Origin of the sequence: uncultured Leptotrichia sp. (assembly GCF_938036635.1) — a bacterium.
GTDB classification, from domain to species: Bacteria; Fusobacteriota; Fusobacteriia; order Fusobacteriales; family Leptotrichiaceae; genus Leptotrichia; species Leptotrichia hongkongensis.
In genome coordinates, this window is sequence record NZ_CALHQO010000529.1 from 1 (window position 1) to 5,075 (window position 5,075).

Here is a 5,075-nt window from a genome sequence, read left to right on the forward strand (position 1 = left end):
AATTTAACCGAAGAAATATTGAAAAATAAGGCTTTGAGAATATTTTTTACAAGATTAGGAAGATTTGGGAAATTTTCACTAGTTGAGAAAAGAGATGAAATATGTTATTATTAAAGAACAAAAAATGTAAGAAATGGGGGAAATTATGGAACAGACAGTATTTTCCGTAAGTGATATAAATAGGGAAGTTAAAATGTTTTTGGAGGGGACAAATACTTTTAAGAACATTTTTATTGAAGGGGAGCTTTCTAATATTACATATTATCGTTCGGGACATCTGTATTTTACGTTAAAAGATGCAAGTGCAAGTGTAAAATGTGCTATTTTTCGTTATAAGTATAGAGGAGTGCCTGAAGACTTAAAGGAAGGGGATTTGGTAAAAATTCGGGGTAGCGTTACGCTTTATGAAGCAAATGGAAGTTATCAGATTGTAGCGGATTTTCTTGAAAAAAGTAATTCTCTAGGGCTGCTTTATGAGAAAATGGAAATGCTTAAAAAGTTGTACTTTGAAAAGGGATATTTTTCTGATGAAATAAAAAAACGATTACCAAAATTACCTATAAATATTGGTGTTATAACAGCTGATACAGGAGCAGCAATCAGGGATATTATAAATACAACGCATAAAAGGTTTCCAAATGTGAATATTTACCTTTATCCAGCAAAAGTTCAGGGAGAAAGCTCAGCAAGGGAAGTTTCGGCAGGAATTGAGTTTTTTAATAGAATGAATGAAGAGCAACAGCTTGAAATAGATACGCTTATTGTTGGACGTGGTGGAGGAAGCATTGAGGATTTGTGGGCATTTAATGAGGAAGCTGTGATAGAAGCCATTTATAAATCTGAGATTCCTGTAATTTCAGCGGTAGGACATGAAATTGACAATCTTCTTTCAGATTTGGTTGCTGATAAACGAGCGGCTACACCAACTCAGGCAGCAGAAATCTTGATTCCTGAAAAAGAAAAATTGACAGATGAACTGGAAAGTAAAAAGAATCTTTTGAGTAAATTACTTTTAAATAAAGTTGCAATGATGAAAAAAGAGCTGGAATACAGAAAAAATAACTATTATATAAAGAATTTTGCAAATATTCTGGATAATAAAAAATTTGACTTGATGGAAAAAGAACAGAAATTATCAAGAGAACTTAGAAGAATTGTACAAAAATCACGAGAACAGCTGGATTACCGAAAACAGAGATTTGACAGAATTAATTTACAAAAAATAATTTTAAGTGAAAAAGAAAATTTAAAGAAAAAATCAGCCAAACTTAATCAAATAATACTGGAATTTTTTGAAAATCGAAAAAAGGAACTGAAATACAAAAAAGCACAGCTTTCGAAATATTCAGTAAGTGATATTTTGAAACAAGGTTATACAATAACTCGAAAAAATGGGAAGATTGTTAAGAGAGGAATTGAGCTTAGCAAAGAAGATAAATTGGAGATAGAGTTTTCAGATGTTAAGAAGAAAGTGGTTGTGAAGTAATTAAAAAATATTGGATATTTTAGAAAGCGGGGTATGAAGAATGTCTAAAAGAGATAATTATTTATCATGGGATGAATATTTCATGGGAATTGCGTTTTTGTCTGGAATGAGAAGTAAAGATCCGTCTACACAGGTGGGAGCATGTATTATTGATGAAGATAAGAAAATAATAGGAATTGGATATAATGGGTTTCCAATGGGAAGTTCTGATGATAGTATGCCTTGGGATAAAGAAGGAGAATTTTTGGATACGAAATATCCTTATGTTGTGCATGCTGAACTGAACGCTATTCTTAATAGTATAAAATCATTGAAGAACTGTACTATTTATGTGACGCATTTTCCATGTAATGAATGTGCAAAAGCAATTGTACAGTCAGGAATAAAAAAGGTAATATATTTTTCCGATAAACACAAGTCGCTTGATTCTACAAAGGCTTCAAAAAGGATTTTTGAAAATGCATGGGTAGAAACGATACATCTTGAAATTGAGAAAGAATCTATAAATATTCAGTTTAAAGATTAAATACAATTTAATAAAATTTGTGAAAAAGTATTGTTATTTTTAGTTGAGAAAAAAGTAATATTAGTATATAATGTATTTAAACTTTTGAAAATTTTAAAAGAGGTGAGACTAATGGAAGCAACAGCGATTAAAAAAGTGGTAGCAATGGGAATCGGTGCAGCGATTTATATTGTATTATCAAGATTTGTAGCAATTCCGACACCAATTCCTAATACGACACTACAAGTGACATTTGCTTTTGTAGCGTTGATGGCATTTATATATGGACCTGCAGTTGGTCTAGGGATTGGATTTATTGGGCATACGCTTAATGATATTTCAGGATATGGAAGTGTGTGGTTCAGCTGGGTTGCCGCAGCGGCATTTTTTGGACTGGCAACTGGAGTTTTAGGAAAAATTGTTAAAATCGAGAATTTTAATGGATCAAAAATTGTAAAATTTATAGTGGGAGAAGTGATTATAAGCTTGATAAGCTGGGTAGTTCTAGCTCCAATTATTGATATTGCAATATATAAAGAACCGCAGGCAAAAGCATTTGCGCAAGGAGTTACAGCGGCACTTGGAAATATGATAGTTGTAGCGATTTTAGGTACAATTTTAATATTTGCATTTTCAAAAACAATAGTAAGCAAAGGAAGCTTAAAACAGGAATAATACAAATAACCCGCATTTTTCAAAGTAGCTTTAGGTAGCTGTGAGAAGATTAGGCGGGTATTTTGTTTAATCTTTATAAAATAAAAAATTTACAATTTGGATTACTTAAATTAAAAAAATATATCCTTAACTCGAAAGGAGGAGAGTTTGGACGAAAATAAAAAAGTTGCTATAAATTTTGAAAATTTTACATTTAAGTATGAAAGTCAGTCAGAACCTACATTACATAATATAAATTTGAAAATTTATGAAGGGGAGAAAGTCGTTATAATAGGGCCGTCAGGTTCGGGAAAAAGTACTTTGGGACATTGTATAAATGGACTTGTTCCCTATTTTTACAAGGGAGAAATAACAGGAAAGTTTGAGATTTATGGGAAAAAGTGTAAGGAAGTATTTGAACATTCTAAATATGTGGGAACTGTTCTTCAGGATTCTGATGCACAGTTTGTGGGGCTTACTGTTGCGGAAGATATAGCGTTTGCTCTGGAAAATGATGAAGTAAAGACACAGATTATGAAAGATAAGGTAAAGGAAATAGCAAAATTTGTAAAAATTGAAACGCTGCTTGACTTGAAGCCACATGATTTATCTGGAGGACAGAAGCAGAAAGTGTCACTTGCTGGAATAATGGTGGACGATACTAACATTGTTCTTTACGATGAACCGCTTGCAAATCTTGATCCTTTGAGCGGAAAATATGCTATTGAACTGATAGACAAACTTCATAATAATAAAAAACTAATTACAATAATTATAGAGCATAGGCTTGAAGATGTGCTGCATAGAGGAATTGACAGGATTGTTGTTGTAGATGGGGGAAGAATAGTTGCTGATGACACACCAGACAATATTTTAACTGGAAATTTGTTAAGTAGAATGAACATAAGAGAGCCTTTGTATATTTCCTTGCTAAAACACAGTAATGCCAATCTTGAGAAATATAGCAGTATTTCGAATATTGAGAAGATTGATTTTTTGGAAGCAAAAGACAATATTTTAAATTGGATAAAATATAATTCTTCAAAAGTAAGGGAAAAATCTGAAGAAACATTATTAAAACTTGAAAATATCTCATTTTCATACAATAAGAAAAGAAAAATATTAAAAAACATATATATAGATGTAAAAAAAGGTGAAATGATAAGCATAGTTGGTTCAAATGGAGCTGGAAAATCTACGCTGTCAAAGGTTATTGCAGGATTTGAAAAGCAAGATGGAGGAAAGATTTATTATAAAAATTTGGATATAAGTGATGAAAATATAACAAAAAGAGCTGAAAAAATAGGTTTTGTGCTGCAAAATCCGAATGCAATGATTTCAAAAGTTACAGTTTTTGATGAAGTTGCATTAGGGCTAAAAACTAGAGGAGTTTTAGAAGATGAAATAGAAAAAAGAGTTATTGAAATTCTGGAAATATGTAAATTAAAGCCATTTAGGAAATGGCCTATAAAAGCACTTAGCTATGGACAGAAAAAAAGGGTTACAATAGCGTCTGTCCTTGTGTTACAGCCTGAGATGATAATAGTAGATGAGCCAACAGCAGGTCAGGATTTATTTCATTACAGGGAAATAATGGAATTTTTGAAACAGCTGAATGAATTAGGGATTACAATTTTATTTATAACGCATGATATGCATTTGATGTTAGAATATACTGACAAGGCATACGTTTTTAATGAAGGTAAAATTATAAAATTAGGAAATCCAGCACAGATTTTGGCAGATAGGAATGTGTTAGAACAGGCAAATTTGAAGGAAACTTCACTTCATTATGTGGCAGAAAAGACAGGGATAAATTCGGAAGAGCTTATAAGAACATTTGTGCATTATGAAAAAGAGCAGAAAAAGGCGGGTGATTAGATGGCAGGTACATTTTTACTGGAATATATCGAAAAGGATTCTGTGATTCATAGACTGAATGGAGCGACAAAACTGATTTGTTTCATATTGTGGACTGTTGCAATTATGTTTACTTACGATACGAGACTTCTTTTAGCTTTGACATTTTTAGGATTTGTACTTTTCAGAATTTCTAAGATAAAGTTTAATGAAATAAAAATTGTATTTTATCTAATTACTATTTTTCTTGTGTTAAATTTAATTATGATTTTTTTATTTTCTCCGCTTGAAGGAACAAAAATTTATGGAACAAGGCATGATATTTTTAAAATTTTTGGAAATTATGTGATAACGAAAGAACAGCTGTTTTATGAGTTTAATATATTTGTCAAGTATTTCTCAGTTATTCCAGTCGCTTTGCTGTTTATAATTACAACAAATCCAAGTGAATTCGCCTCTTCATTAAACAGGATAGGTGTACCGTACAAATTTTCTTATGCAGTTTCGATTGCACTAAGATATATTCCAACGGTGCAGGAAGATTTTATAACTATTAGTAAGGCACAGCAG

At 31.5% G+C, this 5,075-nt stretch carries 5 protein-coding genes; all 5 read left to right on the top strand.

The window, feature by feature from the left end; all coding sequences use genetic code 11:
• Positions 1 to 145: 145 nt before the first annotated feature.
• Entirely contained in the window at positions 146 to 1,486 is a 1,341-nt protein-coding gene (gene xseA / locus Q0370_RS10560; RefSeq protein ID WP_299575499.1) for an exodeoxyribonuclease VII large subunit, read from the top strand.
• A gap of 40 nt (positions 1,487 to 1,526) precedes the next feature.
• A complete protein-coding gene (locus Q0370_RS10565; protein WP_299575501.1) occupies positions 1,527 to 2,012 on the top strand; it encodes a dCMP deaminase family protein in 486 nt (161 codons plus the stop codon).
• Positions 2,013 to 2,123: 111 nt separating this feature from the next.
• On the top strand, positions 2,124 to 2,666 hold the full coding sequence (locus Q0370_RS10570) for an ECF-type riboflavin transporter substrate-binding protein (RefSeq protein WP_299575503.1): 543 nt from the start codon (positions 2,124 to 2,126) through the stop codon (positions 2,664 to 2,666).
• A 147-nt stretch (positions 2,667 to 2,813) separates the two neighbouring features.
• Positions 2,814 to 4,526 carry an ABC transporter ATP-binding protein gene (locus Q0370_RS10575; protein ID WP_299575505.1) on the top strand — a complete coding sequence of 571 codons (1,713 nt, stop codon included), beginning with the start codon at positions 2,814 to 2,816 and terminating at the stop codon, positions 4,524 to 4,526.
• A partial coding sequence (locus Q0370_RS10580) for an energy-coupling factor transporter transmembrane protein EcfT (protein WP_299575507.1) occupies positions 4,527 to 5,075 on the top strand: 549 nt, incomplete at its 3' end. It lies immediately after the preceding gene.

What these genes read in the sequence shown, in the direction of transcription:
- Q0370_RS10570 (WP_299575503.1), top strand. Translation starts at nt 2,124, where the DNA reads ATGGAAGCAACAGCGATTAAAAAAGTGGTAGCAATGGGAATCGGTGCA.
- xseA (WP_299575499.1), top strand. Translation starts at nt 146, where the DNA reads ATGGAACAGACAGTATTTTCCGTAAGTGATATAAATAGGGAAGTTAAA.
- Q0370_RS10565 (WP_299575501.1), top strand. Translation starts at nt 1,527, where the DNA reads ATGTCTAAAAGAGATAATTATTTATCATGGGATGAATATTTCATGGGA.